Origin of the sequence: Bacteroides sp. AF25-38AC (assembly GCF_003602995.1) — a bacterium.
Taxonomy (GTDB): Bacteria; Bacteroidota; Bacteroidia; order Bacteroidales; family Bacteroidaceae; genus Bacteroides; species Bacteroides uniformis.
The window spans coordinates 1-17,401 of the sequence record NZ_QTMD01000017.1 but is presented as its reverse complement, the minus strand read 5'-3'; the positions used below and the strand labels follow the sequence as shown (position 1 = coordinate 17,401).

Genomic DNA, 17,401 nt, shown 5'->3' with positions numbered 1-17,401 from the left:
TAGATTGTTTTTAGGGGATTTGCGGAATAATACTTTTATAAATCAATTCCTGGATATCTCTTCTTATATTCATGTCACCCAGTTTCGTGTTCCATACATTGGGGCACAAGCGGTTGCTGAGGAATACATACACCGTCTTGTTTTCCGGGTCCACCCAAGCACAAGTACCGGTAAATCCGGTATGTCCATATACCGCTTCCGGAGCGGAAGGAGCACAAGGGCTGCGCTTCACAATGGATACATCCGGCTTGTCGAATCCCAGACCGCGACGGCTGATGGCAGATTTCTCCGTCGTAAACAAACGGCAGGTTGCCTCACTCAAGAAACGCTTGCCATTGAATTCACCGCCGTTCAGCAACATTTGATAAACCTTTGCCACCTCTTCGGCCGTAGAGAAAAGTCCTGCATTACCGGACACCCCACCCATGCAGGCAGCAGTCTCGTCATGCACATATCCGCATATATCCTGGCGACGCAGGAAGTCATTGGATGCCGTGGGCATGATTTCCGCTTTGGTGAACTTCGTCAAAGGCAGAAACATAGTACGTTGCAATCCCATCGGGGCATAGAACTCACGGGCAAGGTACAAATCCATCGGCAGCTCCGTCACCTTCTCCACCACCTGCTGCAGCAACACGAAGCCAAGGTCGCTGTAAACATAACGTTTACCATCCAACTCGCACTTGGCTATCCGCTGAAGGATAGAATTCTTGAAACTCTTGTTCAGCCACATGCCATCTGCCATGTGCAGGGTATAGACCGGTGTATTCTTGTCGGACACCATCCCTTTCCGGAACTTAAAATCGGAACAATAATAGCTATGCTCGCTTACCTGCGTACGATGCCACTCGTCCACCCAACTCTGGGAGTACGGGCCGTGCACCGAATTCGGGTCTATGATGTCCAGGTAGAAACGGATATAGGGAGGAAGCCCCGATTCGTGGAACAAAAGTTCGCGGATGGTAATGCTCCGCTTGTTGCCATTGCGCAAGAAGGGCAGATAAGCGGAAACCTTGTCATCCAGTTTTATCTTGCCCTCATCATACAGTTTCATGACGGCAAGCAACGTAGCCGTAGTCTTGGTCAGCGAAGCCAAATCAAAAAGGTCCGAAGAACGGACAGTAGTGGTATCCTTATCAGAGTGGGTTCCGAAGCCTTTGTCATATACCGGCAGTCCGTCTTTCCACACCAGCACGCGGCAACCGGGATAAGCTCCCGCTTCCAGTCCCTTCCGGGCAACGGCATCGATACTTTGCAGCACATACGATTTCATGCCGTAATCTTCCGGAACAGTCTTCCCCGGTTTCATGCCCGGCTCAATCATACAGCCCGTTCCCGCTGGAAACAGTTTACCGATACTCATCGACATTCTGCCACTGGCCGGCTTTTTGGCAAAAAGAACATCAGCCACGTATTGCTGCAAATCCGTCTCTGCCGAATGTGCCAGCACCACAGCGCTGGATTTGGCAAGTGCGGGCATCAGAGGTTGCAATGTACGGTAAGAGGTAAAAAAAGTATAGACCAGCGGAGCACGCAGGTTCAAGCCTTCCAGAAAGGCCACATCACGGTCGCTGACATAAGCCGAACCGGTGATGCTGATAACCACGCGACGGAAAGCAGCCAACTGCCCCTGCACTTCCTGCCAGAGAGCCTCATCGGCATTCCAAGGCAAGTGGAAATGGACGATGCCTGCATTCTTTTTCATAGCTTCCACAAAGGGAGCATCTGCCTCCTTCTCTCCGATGCTGAGCACGGCAATATCACCTTCCACCGGTGCCAGCGGGAGGACATCGAAATAATTGTTCAATACAGTCACTGCCGAACGGCGCAACTTGGCAGCCAACGCCTGCGCTTCCTCCGTATTGATGCGATAGCTCATTCCGCTGACCCGAAGTTGCGGCTGGCGGTTTCTCAAACCAAGCATATACTTGTACATCAATACCTTGCGGCACTTGGCATCAAGTTCGTCCTTACTCAGTTGTCCCGACTCCACTGCATCTACCAGCTCCTGCACCGCATTCTTCGTATTGAACTGTACCAGCACCATATCATTTCCCGCCAGCAGCGCTTTGGTAGTTACCTGCGGAATGGCAGACACACCCTTCATGTCCAAGGCATCGGTAAACACCAGCCCTTTAAAGCCGAGTTCATCCTTCAACAACCCGGTCACCACATTCCGCGACAAGGAAGAAGGAGTCACCCCGTCCGGGTCCAGCGCCTGCACTTGCAGATGGCCTACCATGACACCCCCCAATCCGGCACGTACCATTTCCTTGAAGGGATAAAGTTCCACACTGTCCAGGCGTGCACGGTCGTAGTGCAAGGCAGGAAGCGCCTTATGAGAATCCACATCCGTATCGCCATGCCCGGGGAAATGCTTGCAAACGGAAAGTATGCCCCCGCTTTCGAGCCCACGGCTGTATGCCACCACCTTTTCCGCCACCCGCTGCGGGTTCTCGCCAAAGGAGCGTACGTGTATCACCGGGTTCAGCGGATTCGTATTGACATCCGCATCGGGTGCAAAATTGACGTGTACCCCCAATTCGCGGAACTGGCGGGCCACCTCACGTCCATATTCTTCAATCAGGCCATTGTCCTCGATACATCCCAAGGCGGCATTACGGGGATAGTCCGGAGCGCCTTTCAGCCTCATTGACAGTCCCCACTCTCCATCGAAAGTAACCATAACGGGAATCTTGGCATCCTTCCGGGCCATATTGGTCAAGATAGCCTGCTCTTCCGGAGTACCTTCGGAAAACAGCAAGCCACCGACCTTGTATTTCTTTACCAGCTCGCGCATCTGCTTTTTCGTGGCCTTGTCTGCTCTGGCCGGAATGGTGGCAACGATGAGCTGCCCCACTTTTTCGTGTACATTCAGACCTGACAACACGGAGTCCACCCATTGCCGGCACCGGTTGTCTGCAGCCGAAGGAAGAAACGGGCCTCCCGTCTGGGCGTGAAGTGAAGATAATCCCAATATAAACAATCCTGCAACCCATAAAAGGAGGGTGAGTCTTTTCATCATGCTATTTTTCAGTTAAAGTAAGTACCATTTCTCCTACGTAGATGCCACTCTTTCCGGTGTGCAGCACGGGAACGCTCTTGCCGTCCGCATTCAGATAAACGGCAGGCTTTTCCATAAAAGTATGCGAATGTCCTCCCAAAATGACATCAATGCCACGCGTCTTGCCTACCAGGTTCTCGTCGGAAGCGCCTTCGGGATTTGCACTGCGGATACCCAAATGAGACATGCAAATCACAACCTCGCAATTCTCCTTCTCCCTGAGAAAGTCTGTCATTTCTTGGGCCACCTTTATCGGGTCGTTGTAGACAATGCCTATGCATTTATCCGCCTGCACCAGCCCTTCCATCTTAGGGGCCAGGCCGAAGATTCCGATTTTCACCCCTTCGCGCACCAAGGTGATATAAGGCTTCACCAGCCCTTCGAGTACCGTACCCGTCACGTCATAATTGGAACAGACCACGGGAAAATCCGCCATACGGAACAATTCCGCCATATTCTCAAGTCCGAAATCAAATTCATGATTACCTATCGTCATGGCATCATAGCCCATGAGGTTCATCATCTTGACCTCCAGCTCGCCTTTGAAAAAGTTATAATAAGGGGTGCCTTGCGAGATGTCTCCGCAATCCAGCAGCAACATATCCGGATGCTTGCCGCGAAACTGCTTTACAAAACCGGCACGGCGCACCACACCGCCCATCCCGGCATACTCGTCGGCAGCCTCGGCGCTGATGGGTTCTATACGGCTGTGCGTATCGCTGGTGTGCAGGATAAACAGTTGTTTTCCGGATTGGCCGGACGATACAGAATCGGCGGACACCAGGCAAAGGGGTTCTTCAGTAATGACACGCTCCTCTTGCTGTGCCGATGCGGGGAGCATGAAAAGCAGCAGGGCTGCCAAGGAATACATATGTTTCATAGAACTTCTGTTTTTTTAATGCTTACTCTTTAACGACCACTCTTCCCTCCATGCGCGAAGTCACCTTCTTGCCGGCTGCCGTCTGCTTCTCCACATACTTCATGAACAGACCACGCAGTGTAGCCCCATCCGGGCACTCCCTTTTATCCGCCTGCAGGAAAGCCGTCATTCCATCGTTTCCATCAGCCAGATAATCAATCGTGGCAACCGTATAGTCACGGTCATCCTCCACCGGCTTGCCGGCAATGGAAGCCTGGAGCAGCTTGCCATCCTTGCTGATTTCCAACTGTATACCACTCACCCCTTCACCAAGTCTCACCGCAATGTTTTCAAACAAGTGCTTCATGGCAGAGCCTTTCATCGTCAGCACACAGAGCGAATTCTCAAAAGGCAATATCTCATAGATGTTTTCGGTAGTGATGTCTCCTTCCGTCAGGGAGTTCCGGATTCCACCGATATTGATTAGCCCCATATCGGCCGGTTTGCCCAGCACTTCCACCGCAGCCTCACGCAGTACATCTGCAATCAGATTGGATAAAAGGCTTTCGGGCCGGAATCTGTCCATCGACATTTCTGCGGTTCCCACCACATGATACATAACGCTGTCCATCCGGGCCTTGTAAGGCGCCAGCAGAGCCACGGCTTCGGCATCCGGCTCGGCATCCCAGACAGAGTTCATGGGAATTCTGCCTCCCTCTACCTTGGTCACTTCGTAGGAAGAATGGCAGGAAACCAATAGAAGCGCAACCGCCAACACTGCCCCCGCAAGGAGACTGAAAGTTTGTTTCTTCATATTCATTTAGTTTTAAATTGCTACAAATATACTTTTCTTTTGCGACTGAGCCACACAATTAACCGATTATTTAGACTTGCGTTTAGCAGAATGAAACGCTCAAAAATCATCCCAACTGGCGAAAAAAAGCTTGAAGCACTTGTGTATCTGGCAAATAATTCGTTCCTTTGCACCGCTTTCGCGCAATCGCTGTCAGGACACCAAGAGAGAAGCCTGGTATGTTGCGTTGTAACGATGAAACAATTTAATAATAAAAACAATGGATTTAATTAAAATTGCAGAAGAAGCATTTGCTACCGGAAAACAGCACCCGAGCTTCAAGGCAGGTGACACTGTAACAGTAGCATATCGTATTGTCGAGGGTAACAAGGAACGTGTACAGCTGTACCGTGGTGTTGTTATCAAGATTGCCGGACATGGAGACAAGAAGCGTTTTACAGTACGTAAGATGTCAGGAACCATAGGCGTAGAACGTATTTTCCCGATTGAATCACCGGCTATCGACAGCATCGAAGTGAACAAGGTGGGTAAAGTTCGTCGCGCTAAACTGTACTACCTGCGCGCTCTTACCGGTAAGAAAGCAAGAATCAAAGAAAAAAGAGTTAACGGTTAATTCCAGACTCCTATTTCGAAATAAAAAAGGGAAACCGACATTGTCAGTTTCCCTTTTTTAGTGATATACACAGTAGGCATACACACCATGCGATACTCTACTGCTACTCCCTCATTCAAAACATTGTAAGCCTGCGCTCCTTTCCTTTCACATAAGCCTTCCTTCTTGCTGATATGTTAGTTTATCAGCGCCCAACGGCCGTGAGACGCTCTGCTAACGACCGTCAACAAGGTGCTTTATGGCCGTTAGGCGAACGCCTCACGGCCGTTAAACAGCTCTCATATGCATAGCTTGCCTATACTGAATACCTATCTTATCCATACCAAAAACCTGACTTCCACCTATTATCGCACGGGCTTTTACGAAGTTAATACCGTGTTTGCAGGAAACCAATAGCTTGTTTACACGATATTGGCAAATTGCCCCATATCCTATTAATTTATTGTACTACAAGACATTAATAGATTATTTGGCGTAAATTTAAGGTGGAAGCAAAAGTTGCTTCCACCTTTTCAAGTTGCTTCCACAGCATCCGCAACCCCGATGAATAAAGGGATACAGAGAATGGGTGGAAGTGTGGAAGCAACTTGTGACATAACTTTATTGCTGAGGAATATGTGCCACCAAAGAAAAAAAGGTGTGTCGAAACTCTCATAAACTAAAAATCACCCTCGCCACAGATAGGTGTAGCGAGGGTGACTTCGATAGAAGGGGAGTTTTGACATATCCCCTCCTTTATCAGTTTCCCTAATATTGATTACTTGATATCTCTCAGCTCCCAGCCCAACGCACTGGCACCCAGCACTGCAGCATCAGAGTCCTTCAACTCGGAAGCCAGCAACTTGGTCTTACCTTTGTAGATATTCAATACATTGTCGTCAATAGCTTTCTGGATAGGCTTGAAGATATAGTCTCCCGCTTTTGCCAGACCACCGAACAACACGATAGCTTCCGGACTGGAGAAAGCGATGAAGTCAGCCAAAGCCTCACCCAAGATGGTTCCGGTAAACTCAAAGATGTCTTGAGCAATCTTGTCACCCTTCACCGCTGCATCATACACATCCTTGGAAGTAATGTTTTCTGCCGGAATGTCGCGCAACAAACTCGGTTCGGTACTCTTGGTCAAGAACTCACGTGCAGAACGCGCCACACCCGTAGCCGAACAATAAGTTTCCAGACAGCCGTGACGTCCGCATCCGCAGAGACGTCCGTTTTCACGACGGATAATAGTATGTCCCAACTCTCCGGCAAAACCGTCATGGCCATATACCATCTGACCGTTAATAACGATACCGCTACCTACACCGGTGCCAAGAGTTATCATGATAAAGTCTTTCATACCACGAGCCGCACCGTAAGTCATTTCACCGATACCGGCAGCATTGGCGTCGTTTGTCAAAGCGGTAGGGATACCCAAGCGCTCTTCAAACATGGCAGCCAAAGGAATTACACCCTTCCAGGGAAGGTTCGGGGCAAACTCAATAGTACCGCTGTAATAGTTTCCGTTAGGAGCACCGATACCGATACCTTTTATCTTGTCTACTCCACCGTTGGCAATAATGAGCGGCAACAGATTCTTGCAAACTTCGTCTACGTAATCATTGACGTCCTCATAAGCTCCGGTTTTGATGGAACTGCTTGCAATAATAGTTCCGCGTGCGTCTACAATACCAAAGACGGTGTTTGTTCCGCCTATGTCAATGCCCACTACATAGGGCTTTTCCATGTTTGAATTCATGATATTACTTTTGTTTAAAGGGTTAGTTAATCACATTCATGGTTACAAAAATCACAAAGAAAAACGACACTGCAAAATCTTTTTTTAAAAAAGTTTGCAACTTTTGCAACTTTTCGTAGCATTGCTGCGTCTAATAGTGAAAATTAATAAGAGTAAAGCAATAAACAGGGAAAACAGTGATACAACTAAAAGACATTAACAAGACCTACAACAACGGAGCACCGCTGCATGTGCTCAAAGGTATCAACCTCGACATTCAGAAAGGCGAATTTGTTTCCATCATGGGCTCATCGGGTTCGGGAAAGTCCACTTTACTCAATATACTGGGTATTCTGGATAGTTACGACACGGGGGAATATTATCTGAACGGTACCCTCATCAAGAACCTCAGCGAAACGAAGGCAGCCGAGTACCGCAACCGTATGATTGGTTTCATCTTCCAGTCCTTCAATCTCATTTCCTTCAAGAATGCAGTGGAGAATGTGGCGCTTCCTCTCTTTTATCAAGGAGTGAGCCGCCGCAAACGTAATGCGCTGGCACTGGAATATCTGGACCGCCTGGGGCTGAAAGAGTGGGCACACCACATGCCAAATGAGATGTCCGGTGGACAGAAACAACGTGTAGCCATCGCCCGTGCCCTCATTACCCAACCGCAGATTATCCTTGCCGATGAACCTACCGGCGCGCTCGACAGCAAGACTTCCGTAGAGGTGATGCAGATTCTAAAGGAACTGCACGATACGGGCATGACCATCGTAGTCGTGACCCACGAAAGCGGTGTTGCCAACCAGACGGACAAGATTATCCATATCAAAGACGGTATCATAGGTAGCATCGAGACGAATCTGAACCACGATGCAAGCCCGTTCGGAAAAGACGGACTCATGAAATAATAAAGGAAGAGCCCCTCCCCCTTTAATTTTTAATTCTTAATTCTTAATTTTTAATTATCAATGATAGACCTTTGGCAAGAAATATACGGAACCATCAAACGCAACAAACTGCGTACATTCCTGACGGGCTTTGCCGTGGCATGGGGAATCTTCATGCTCATCGTGCTGCTCGGAGCCGGAAACGGTATCATACATGCCTTCGAGCAAAATGCGTCGGAGCGTGCCTTGAACTCTATCCGCATCTTCCCCGGCTGGACCACCAAGTCATACGACGGTCTGAAAGAAGGACGCCGCGTCCAACTGGACAACCGGGACATGGATGACACGGAGAAGCAATTCACCGAAAATGTCATCAGTGCCGGTGCCACCGTGCGTCAAAGTAATGTAAACGTCAGCTTCGGACAAGAATATATCAATATCTCTCTGCTGGGCGTATATCCCAACTACACCGAAGTGGAAACCGTGAAAACAGCGGACGGACGTTTCATCAACTACAACGACCTGAAAGACCGACGTAAAGTCATCATCCTCCATAAGAAATCTGCAGATATCCTTTTCGGAAAAACGCATACTGAACCCATCGGACAATTTGTCAATGCCAGTGGAGTGGCCTATCAAGTAGTAGGCCTCTACAATGACCAGGGAGACCGCGAGGCAAACGAAGCGTATATCCCCTTCTCCACCTTGCAGACCATCTATAATAAAGGAGACAAGCTGAATAACATCATCTTTACAACCAAGAACCTGCACAGCATAGAAAGTAACGAAGCCTTTGAAAAAGAATACCGCAAGGCTATTGCCACCAATCACCGCTTTGACCCCACAGATGAGAGCGCCATATGGATATGGAATCGTTTCACCAACTATCTGCAGACACAGAATGCAATGGGTATCCTCCGGACTGCAATCTGGGTTATCGGTATCTTTACACTGTTGAGTGGGATTGTCGGCGTGTCGAACATAATGCTGATTACCGTGAAAGAACGTACCCGGGAATTTGGTATCCGTAAGGCATTGGGAGCAAAACCTTTCTCCATCCTTTGGCTGATTATTGTGGAAAGCGTGACTATCACTACGCTATTCGGTTATATCGGTATGGTGGCAGGCATCGGGGTGACGGAATGGATGAACTCTGCTTTCGGTAGCCAGACGATGGATGCCGGCATGTTCCAGCAGACCATGTTCTCCGATCCCACCGTAGACCTCAGTATTGCTATCCAAGCTACCCTGACCCTTATCATAGCGGGTACGTTGGCTGGGTTCTTCCCGGCTAAGAAAGCGGTAAGTATCAGTCCTATTGAAGCACTTAGAGCAGATTAAAGATTATGAGAATAGACATAGATACGTGTGAGGAAATCCTCATCACAATAACAAGGAACAAAACGAGAAGCCTGCTTACGGCGTTCGGCGTATTCTGGGGTATCTTTATGCTGGTGGCGCTTATCGGTGGCGGCCAGGGCATGCAGGAAGAACTAAAATCCCAGTTCGAAGGATTTGCAACCAACTCGGGCTTTATCGCTGCACAAAAGACAAGCGAGGCTTATAAAGGTTTTCGCAAAGGACGATGGTGGGATTTGGAGATGGAAGATGTAGACCGTGTACGCAATGTGGACGGTGTGGCGCTTGCCACGCCTTCCATTGCCTTATGGGGACAAGTGGCTGTCTACGGAGACAACAAGTACGACTGTAGTGTGAAAGGCTTGTATCCCGAATATGAACAGATAGAACATCAAGAGATGACCTATGGACGTTTCATCAATGATGTCGACATTAAAGAGTCGCGTAAAGTGTGTGTAATCGGCAAACGTGTTTATGAAAGCCTCTTCAAACCCGGTGAAGACCCCTGCGGCAAATATATCCGGGTAAATGGTATCTATTACCGGGTTATCGGAATGTGTTCATCCGAAGGCAATGTCAATATACAAGGGCAGGCCTCTGAAGCCATTACATTGCCTTTTTCCACCATGCAACAGACCTACAACCTCGGAAAGAAACTGCATGTAGTATGTTTCATCATGAAACCGGGAGTAAAAGTGAAAGACGTGCAGCCCGAAGTGGAACGTCTTGTAAAAGCAGCGCACTACATTGCTCCCGATGACAAACAAGCCGTCATGCTTCTGAATGCGGAAGCTATGTTCTCCATGATGGACAACCTGATGATTGGAGTGCGCTTTCTAATCTGGATGGTAGGTTTGGGGACGCTGTTTGCCGGAGCTATCGGCGTATCGAATATCATGATGGTAACCGTCAAGGAGCGCACAACGGAAATAGGCATACGCCGCGCCATAGGTGCCCGTCCTAAAGACATTCTGCAACAAATTCTTTCGGAAAGCATGGTGCTGACCACTATAGCGGGTATGGCAGGTATTTCTTTTGCCGTATTTGTACTGCAAATACTTGAAAAGGCCGCCAATGACCCTGGAGTTATCAAAACCCACTACCAGGTTTCATTCGGACTGGCTATCGGAACCTGCATCCTCCTCATCGCATTAGGAGTGCTTGCCGGACTGGCACCTGCCTATCGCGCCATGGCAATCAAGCCAATTGAAGCCATCAGGGATGAATAAACTTATAGAGAGACCACTAACCGTAAGCCATGAAATAATGGCTATATCAATCGTAAATAATTAAATCGTAAATATAAGATGAAAACAAAGAAGTTTCTGAAAATCGCATTATTGGTAGTAATTGCTGCCTTATTCATTTGGACATTCGTTTTTCTGTACCAGAAGTCCCAACCTAAAGTAACAGTATACGAAACGATAGTTCCGGAAGTGACAGACCTTGAAAAGACTACCGTAGCCACCGGCAAAGTGGAACCGAGAGATGAAGTCCTTATCAAGCCGCAGATTTCCGGTATCATTGCCGAAGTATACAAGGAAGCAGGACAAAGTGTGAAGCAAGGGGAAGTGCTTGCCAAAGTAAAGGTGATACCCGAACTGGGACAATTGAACTCTGCCGAAAGCCGCGTACGATTGGCGGAAATCAACGCTGCCCAAGCCGAAACGGATTTCGCCCGTACCCAGAAACTGTACAACGACAAGCTTATCAGCGCTGAAGAGTACGAAAAAGGGGAAGTAAGCGTGAAGCAGGCACGCGAGGAACTGCAGACAGCAAAAGATAACCTGGAAATTGTAAAGGAAGGCATCACCAAGAACAGCGCCTCTTTCAGTAGTACCCTGATCCGTTCCACCATTACCGGTCTGATTCTGGATGTACCCATCAAAGTCGGTAACTCGGTTATCATGAGTAACACTTTCAATGACGGAACCACCATCGCTACCGTTGCCAACATGAACGATTTGATTTTCCGCGGCAACATTGACGAAACGGAAGTGGGCCGTGTGCACGAAGGCATGCCGGTGAAACTAACAATCGGCGCCCTGCAGAATCTTTCGTTCGATGCCACACTGGAATACATATCTCCGAAGGGTGTGGAAGAAAACGGTGCCAACCAGTTTGAAATCAAAGCTGCCATTGCCGCACCGGACAGCGTACAGATACGTTCCGGCTATTCTGCCAACGCAGAAATCGTATTGGACCGTGCCCAGAAAACGCTTGCCGTACCGGAAAGTACCATTGAATTCAATGGTGACAGCACCTTTGTATACGTAATGACGGACAGCGTACCGGTACAGAAGTTCGAACGCCGCCCCATCCAGGTCGGCATGAGTGACGGCATAAAGATTGCCATCAAAAGCGGTATCAGTGCCCAGGATAAGATTCGCGGTGCAGAGAAAAAGGATTAACAAACGGAATAGCTTAAAAAGATATACGATATGAATAAAAAGATATTCTTATACCTCGCAATATTCGGCAGTATCTCAGTGCAGGCGCAGGAACGATGGTCTTTACGCCAATGCATAGACTATGCCATCGAGCATAACATCAGTATCCGCCAGACAGCCAACGCTGCCGAACAGAGTGCTGTCGAAGTAAATACAGCCAAATGGGCACGACTGCCGAACCTGAATGCCAGTGCCGGCCAGAGCTGGAACTGGGGACGTACGCAAACAGCCATCAAAAATGAGGATACGGGAGACTATTCCACTGTATACGTCAACACCAGCAGCCACGGCACTAATATGTCTGTCAATACCAGCATACCTATCTTTACCGGTCTGGAAATTCCCCACCAGTATGCATTGGCCAAACTAAACCTCAAAGCTGCCATTGCCGACCTGGACAAAGCCAAGGAAGACATTGCCATCAATATAGCTTCGGCCTACCTTCAGGTGCTGTTCAATGAAGAGCTCCACCAGGTGGCGTTGGGGCAAGTGCAATTGAGCAAAGAGCAATATGTCCGCATCAGCCGGCTTGCCGACTTGGGAAAAGCCTCTCCGGCAGAACTGGCAGAAGCCAAAGCACGTGTGGCACAAGACGAGATGAATGTAGTGCAGACAAACAACAACTATAAGTTGGCCCTGCTCGACCTTAGCCAGCTTATCGAACTGGCAACACCGGAAGGGTTCAATCTGGAATCTCCGGCAGTCAATCTGGATTTAGTCCCTCTCACTCCTCCGGATGAGATATTCCAAACAGCCATGGTGAGTAAGGCTTCCATACAAGCTGCACAGTTCCGCTTGGAAGGCAGTAAACACAATATCCGTATTGCCCAGAGCAACTACTACCCGCAACTGAGCCTGAACGGTAGTCTCGGTACGAATTACTATTCTACCATCGACCGTACTTTCAGCCAGCAGATGAACGATAACTTCAACAAATATGTAGGATTCAACCTCAGCGTACCTATTTTCAACCGTCTCTCTACCCGTAACCGGGTACGCACGGCACGCCTGCAACGTGAAAACTATGCCTTGCAATTGGATAATGCCAAGAAGACACTTTATAAAGAAATCCAACAAGCATGGTACAACGCCGCTGCTGCCGAAAGCAAATATACCAGTAGCCATACAGCCACCGTTGCCAGCGAAGAGTCTTTCAAGCTGATGAGCGAAAAGTATGAGAACGGAAAAGCAAATGCCGTAGAATACAATGAAGCAAAACAGAACCTTATGAAATCCCAATCAGACGAATTGCAAGCCAAGTATGACTATCTGTTCCGTACCAAGATTCTGGATTTCTATAAGGGAGAACCGATTGAATAAAAAAAGAAGTATAATTTTAGTTGTTGTGTTTGATTCTCCCCTCTCCCTGCCTCCAGGCTGACAAGAGGGGAGTTTTTTGTTCTTCTATCTCCTTTCCGAAGAGCGGGAAGAGCTACTGCCGGTAGAACTGCGGGTAGTGCTTGAAGAGCTGCTGCGACGGCTTTCGGAACTCCGTACGCCGGAAGCATTTCTTCTTTCCTTGCTTGCCGTCTTTACCCTGCTACGGCTGGGGCTCTTATCATTATTTTTAGTTCTTGTGGTTTCTATTTTCTCTTTACTCGACTTTCTGCCACTATCCACACTACTACGTCGCGTACTGCTGTTACGTGTACCTGTGCTAATGCGATTATTACTACTGTTGCTACGTCGCGTGGTATATACATCATCCCTGCCTGCCGGACGCTTATGCGAATTAGGGCGGATGTTCACCGAACCGAAATCTGAACGGCGGCTAGTGTGGTACGACTTATCATTCCGAATACTCCACGAACCAGTATAGTGCGGATGATGGTAACGACCGCGATAATAGCTGTTGTGATAGTGCGTACGATAATGCCCACCGCAATATGTACGGTAATGATACGGCCGCGGGAAATAGAAATGATTATGGTTGGTGTAAGTGATGTAAACCCTAAAAGACCAACGACCACCACTTACATAAACCGGACGGTAAAAATAGGCGGCCTGCATGAAACGGCCGTACTGCCGGTTATTCAGCACCCATCGAAGGTCGTCATTGCGCACATCCAGATAATCGTAATAGCGATTCAAGGCCCATTCCTCCCCCCGAAGAACGTCATCCATCAGATAACGTATACCGGAAATGAAATCATAGTTTATTTCGTACACGTCATTATACTGTTCTGTACTCAGGTTCAATTCATAGGCCATCTTGTCCGTAAGAAAACGGGTCTCTTTACGCACTTTGCTGTTGCTCATTGCCGCACTACAAACAGCTGTACTCATCATAGCGGCAAGAAATATAAATATAATCCGTTTCATAATCCCTCCTTTTTTTAGTTATTCTTCTCATGATATTGTTTGATGAAGGCATTTATCTCGTTCTTGTCCGACGAGAAGGTCAGCTTGTCTATCGCATAATAGAAATTCGGTTTATCGACTATTTTAGGATAAATCTTCTTCATCAACTGCTTCTTTTCACTGTCGAAACGATAAAAATCCATCAGACGGATACACTGGTCAGTAGTGAACCAAGAGGTCAGCAAGGCATGGTCGAGCACTTCCTTACGGTCTGAATCGAAACTCTGTTTTTCCATCAGCCCCATAAACTGTTCGAAGGCAGAGGGAGACATTACCCGTTCATACTGCCCGCCCCCTGACGGTCTGTCACCGGGTCTGCCAGGCTTGTGATGATTAGAAGTACCCCAGTTTCCACCAGGTCTTTTGTCCTCTGGAATGAAAATATCTTCCACTTCATTGATGGAGCAATGCACACGTTCATCATATAGGAGTTTTCCTCTTCGAGGATTCCCCCCACGGGATGGCGCTTCATAAACCTCCACCCGACAACTACCACGCAGATTGGCTACAAAACAACTGAAAGTAGGCAGGCAAACCTGCTGTCCGTCAACCAATACCACCACTCTACGGTATGGACTTTCTATACGGATTCCGTCTATGGGCGCCGCTTTTATTGCGGGAAACGCTACCAGAACTAGACAAACACTTAATATCAAATGACGTATCATGACTTTTCTTTTTTATTGTACGACAAAAATAGGGAGAGGAAATTCCCCTCCCTAATGATTGTCTCTATTTACAAGTAGGGAAATTCCTAATGACTGGGACTAATTCCTAATCCTGATTCCATCTTCCTCCAATACAACCAGATGTTTTTTGTACAAATCTCCCACAGCCTTTTTGAAGGTTTTCTTGCTGACACCGAAAGTTGCATAGATTTCTTCTGCCGGACTCTTGTCATTCAAAGCTATCCGTCCGCCCTGTTCACGGATATAGTCCAGCAGCGTAGCTGAGAAATCTTCTACTTTAGCCTGCCCCGTTTTTTGAAGCAGCAGGTCTATCTTGCCGTCTTCACGTACCTGCTTCACATAGGCTTTCATCCTCATGCCCGTGTGCAGTGGCTGAAATATCTCGCTCTCATATAGCAAGCCGCTATATTCATCGTTGATGATCGCCTTGAATCCCAAATCCGTCTTCTGCCAAATCAGGATATCCACCTCCTGCCCCGACTCATAGGCGGCCTTCTCTTTGGAAAGATAACGGTCTACCTTGGCCGATGCCACGATACGATAGCTTTCATCATCCAAATGGGCATGAACCACATACTTCTTTCCCACCTGCATCTTCATTTTCTGTTCGCGGAAGGGGACGAAAAGATCCTTCATCAATCCCCAGTTAAGGAAAGCGCCATACTGGTTTATCCACGCCACCTCCAAGCAGGCAAACTGCCCGACCTGCACTAATGGTGTCAGAGTAGTGGCTACCAGGCGTTCTTCGTTATCAAGATATATAAAAACGTTCAGTTTGGCTCCCACCTTACAGTCTTGGGGGACATAACGCGACGGAAGCAGAATTTCACCTTCTTCGCCACCGTCCAGATACATGCCGAAGGCTACCTCCTTCACCACTTCCAGCGTATTGTACTTTCCTAACTTAATGCTCATAGTTTCTTACTTATCTTCATTTTCCCAACAAAGATAAGTAATTTAGGTACAATACAGCAGTTCGGAAAGAAGAAATAACTTTTTGCTCTAAAAGATAACTTTTTTCTATGAACAACTCTCTTCAAAAAGGGTTATCTTTGTATCGTGACAATCAGCAAGAAAAGATATTACTCACCTTTAAATAAAAAAGATTATGGAATTTCTGACAAATGACAAATTGACAATCGTCGGCGCAGCCGGCATGATCGGTTCAAACATGGCACAGACTGCAATCATGATGCATCTCACTCCCAACCTATGTCTGTACGACCCTTATGCTCCCGGACTGGAAGGTGTGGCCGAAGAGCTGTTCCACTGCGGATTCGAAGGAATGAACATCACATTTACCTCCGATATCAAAGAAGCGCTGACCGGTGCCAAGTATGTGGTATCATCAGGCGGTGCCGCCCGCAAGGCCGGCATGACCCGCGAAGACCTTTTGAAAGGCAATGCCGCTATTGCCGAAGAATTCGGTAAGAATGTAAAAGCCTACTGTCCGGATGTGAAGCACGTGGTTGTCATTTTCAACCCTGCCGACATCACCGGTCTGATTACCCTATTGTATTCCGGCCTGAAACCTTCACAAGTGACCACACTGGCTGCCCTCGACAGCACCCGCCTGCGCAGTGAACTTTCCAAGCACTTCGGCATTGCCCCCGACAAAATCGAAAATTGCCGTACCTACGGCGGTCATGGTGAACAGATGGCTGTATATGCCTCTACCGCCAAGGTGGACGGTAAACCGTTACTTGATATCATCGGTACCCCTGCCCTGACTAAAGAGCAGTGGGTCGAAATCCAGACTAAGGTAACCAAAGGCGGTGCCAACATCATCGCCCTCCGTGGACGTTCTTCCTTCCAGAGTCCGGCATACGTCTCTATCGAAATGATAGCTGCAGCGATGGGTGGCAAACCGTTCCGCTGGCCTGCCGGTACATATGTACACAGCCACGGCTTCGACCACATCATGATGGCAATGGAAACTGAAATTACCAAAGACGGTGTACACTACAAGGAACTGAACGGCACACCCGAAGAAGAAGCCAAACTGAAAGAAAGCTATGCCCACCTCTGCAAACTTCGTGACGAAGTGATAGAAATGGGAGTACTGCCTGCCATCAAAGACTGGCACAGCATCAATCCGAATATCGACTGATGTCTTCGATAGCAAATGATTTTTAGAAGTAAGGTGCCTCGCTCCATAGAGCAAGAGGCACCTTTTTTAGATATTTTTCCTCAAAAAGCCTTGCGGTATAAAAAAAACTCTTTATCTTTGCACCCGCAAACGAAAAAGGTGCCATAGCTCAGTTGGTAGAGCAAAGGACTGAAAATCCTTGTGTCCCCGGTTCGATTCCTGGTGGCACCACTTTTCAAAAGCAATCGGAATGTAGCGCAGTTGGTAGCGCACTACGTTCGGGACGTAGGGGTCGGGCGTTCGAGTCGCCTCATTCCGACAGAAAAGGCTTAACTTTTAGAAGTTAAGCCTTTTTTATTTCATCCCTCCTCTCCTCCGGTTTCCCGACCATAAGAGAGGGGGGGGCAACGTAACAATCTGGGACCAACGTAAAAACGGGTCAACGTAACAATCTGAGGTATTTTATATTTAAGCATATAATTTAGCAAGTCTA

The 17,401-nt window shown here is 48.0% G+C and carries 14 protein-coding genes and 2 tRNA genes; 9 read left to right on the top strand and 7 right to left on the bottom strand.

Annotation, left to right across the window (positions count from 1 at the left end; all coding sequences use genetic code 11):
• Positions 1-10 precede the first annotated feature (10 nt).
• Genes DWY55_RS12825 through DWY55_RS12815 form a run of 3 tightly spaced genes read right to left on the bottom strand, consistent with a single transcriptional unit; the run spans position 11 to position 4,737 of the window.
• Entirely contained in the window at positions 11-3,025 is a 3,015-nt protein-coding gene (locus DWY55_RS12825; protein WP_008662893.1) for a glycoside hydrolase family 3 N-terminal domain-containing protein, read from the bottom strand.
• A gap of 1 nt (position 3,026) precedes the next feature.
• Positions 3,027-3,944 (bottom strand): bifunctional metallophosphatase/5'-nucleotidase, encoded by a 918-nt coding sequence (locus DWY55_RS12820; protein ID WP_008662892.1) that lies wholly within the window; start codon positions 3,942-3,944, stop codon positions 3,027-3,029.
• Positions 3,945-3,966: 22 nt separating this feature from the next.
• Entirely contained in the window at positions 3,967-4,737 is a 771-nt protein-coding gene (locus DWY55_RS12815) for a 5'-nucleotidase C-terminal domain-containing protein (RefSeq protein WP_016273980.1), read from the bottom strand.
• 259 nt (positions 4,738-4,996) lie between these two features.
• On the opposite strand from DWY55_RS12815, the gene rplS reads away from it, so the two are divergent.
• Positions 4,997-5,350, top strand: coding sequence for a 50S ribosomal protein L19 (rplS, locus tag DWY55_RS12810; RefSeq protein WP_004292313.1), 354 nt, complete (start codon positions 4,997-4,999; stop codon positions 5,348-5,350).
• A 757-nt stretch (positions 5,351-6,107) separates the two neighbouring features.
• Here the strand turns inward: rplS and DWY55_RS12800 are convergent.
• Complete coding sequence (locus DWY55_RS12800; RefSeq protein WP_005825067.1) at positions 6,108-7,088, bottom strand: ROK family protein; 981 nt, start codon at positions 7,086-7,088, stop codon at positions 6,108-6,110.
• Positions 7,089-7,264: 176 nt separating this feature from the next.
• On the opposite strand from DWY55_RS12800, the gene DWY55_RS12795 reads away from it, so the two are divergent.
• The 5 genes from DWY55_RS12795 (at position 7,265) to DWY55_RS12775 (ending at position 13,089) form a co-directional block, all read left to right on the top strand.
• Positions 7,265-7,981 (top strand): ABC transporter ATP-binding protein, encoded by a 717-nt coding sequence (locus DWY55_RS12795; protein ID WP_057097731.1) that lies wholly within the window; start codon positions 7,265-7,267, stop codon positions 7,979-7,981.
• Positions 7,982-8,041: 60 nt separating this feature from the next.
• Positions 8,042-9,301 (top strand): ABC transporter permease, encoded by a 1,260-nt coding sequence (locus tag DWY55_RS12790; protein WP_005825072.1) that lies wholly within the window; start codon positions 8,042-8,044, stop codon positions 9,299-9,301.
• A gap of 5 nt (positions 9,302-9,306) precedes the next feature.
• The gene (locus DWY55_RS12785) at positions 9,307-10,548 is read left to right on the top strand and encodes an ABC transporter permease (RefSeq protein ID WP_117878922.1); all 1,242 of its coding nucleotides are present in this window, start codon (positions 9,307-9,309) and stop codon (positions 10,546-10,548) included.
• A gap of 78 nt (positions 10,549-10,626) precedes the next feature.
• A complete protein-coding gene (locus tag DWY55_RS12780) occupies positions 10,627-11,730 on the top strand; it encodes an efflux RND transporter periplasmic adaptor subunit (protein ID WP_005834785.1) in 1,104 nt (367 codons plus the stop codon).
• Between the two features lie 30 nt (positions 11,731-11,760).
• A complete protein-coding gene (locus DWY55_RS12775; RefSeq protein WP_057256140.1) occupies positions 11,761-13,089 on the top strand; it encodes a TolC family protein in 1,329 nt (442 codons plus the stop codon).
• Between the two features lie 84 nt (positions 13,090-13,173).
• Here DWY55_RS12775 and DWY55_RS12770 read toward each other — a convergent pair whose 3' ends face one another.
• From DWY55_RS12770 to DWY55_RS12760, 3 genes are all read right to left on the bottom strand, one after another.
• Positions 13,174-14,091, bottom strand: a complete 918-nt coding sequence (locus DWY55_RS12770) for a hypothetical protein (RefSeq protein ID WP_035449740.1) — start codon at positions 14,089-14,091, stop codon at positions 13,174-13,176.
• Positions 14,092-14,105: 14 nt separating this feature from the next.
• Positions 14,106-14,798, bottom strand: coding sequence for a DUF4476 domain-containing protein (locus DWY55_RS12765; protein WP_117601214.1), 693 nt, complete (start codon positions 14,796-14,798; stop codon positions 14,106-14,108).
• Between the two features lie 99 nt (positions 14,799-14,897).
• Positions 14,898-15,734, bottom strand: a complete 837-nt coding sequence (locus DWY55_RS12760) for a S1 RNA-binding domain-containing protein (protein WP_117878924.1) — start codon at positions 15,732-15,734, stop codon at positions 14,898-14,900.
• A gap of 193 nt (positions 15,735-15,927) precedes the next feature.
• Between DWY55_RS12760 and DWY55_RS12755 the strand changes: the two genes are divergently transcribed.
• The 3 genes from DWY55_RS12755 (at position 15,928) to DWY55_RS12745 (ending at position 17,227) form a co-directional block, all read left to right on the top strand.
• Positions 15,928-16,929, top strand: a complete 1,002-nt coding sequence (locus DWY55_RS12755; RefSeq protein ID WP_025833211.1) for a malate dehydrogenase — start codon at positions 15,928-15,930, stop codon at positions 16,927-16,929.
• Positions 16,930-17,066: 137 nt separating this feature from the next.
• Positions 17,067-17,139 (top strand) — tRNA-Phe (locus DWY55_RS12750).
• Between the two features lie 15 nt (positions 17,140-17,154).
• Positions 17,155-17,227, top strand: a tRNA-Pro gene (locus DWY55_RS12745).
• Positions 17,228-17,401 lie beyond the last annotated feature (174 nt).